The organism is Moellerella wisconsensis ATCC 35017 (genome assembly GCF_001294465.1).
Classification (GTDB): Bacteria; Pseudomonadota; Gammaproteobacteria; order Enterobacterales; family Enterobacteriaceae; genus Moellerella; species Moellerella wisconsensis.
Genome location: NZ_LGAA01000100.1, coordinates 1 through 218, shown reverse-complemented (window position 1 = coordinate 218; position 218 = coordinate 1). Strand labels below are relative to the sequence as shown.

Genomic DNA, 218 nt, shown 5'->3' with positions numbered 1-218 from the left:
CCCTGTAGCCAGTATATCTTCCATCGAAGAGGATGTTTTAGGTAAGGATGGCGAACTAGAATTGACTGTTGCATTCCCAAATCCAGTGCCATCTTGTCTAAATAACCCCAGCGGATCTACCCAAGAAACTGGATTTCCATCTACATACTGATACCCATTCAACCCACCACCCAGCTTAATCGGGTCCTGCGTCAAATACCGTCCCAATGCTGGATCAT

The 218-nt window shown here is 46.3% G+C and carries 1 protein-coding gene; it reads right to left on the bottom strand.

Annotation, left to right across the window (positions count from 1 at the left end):
- On the bottom strand, window positions 1-207 hold a 207-nt coding region (locus M992_RS15730), incomplete at its 3' end, for an RHS repeat-associated core domain-containing protein (protein ID WP_390892512.1).
- Window positions 208-218 lie beyond the last annotated feature (11 nt).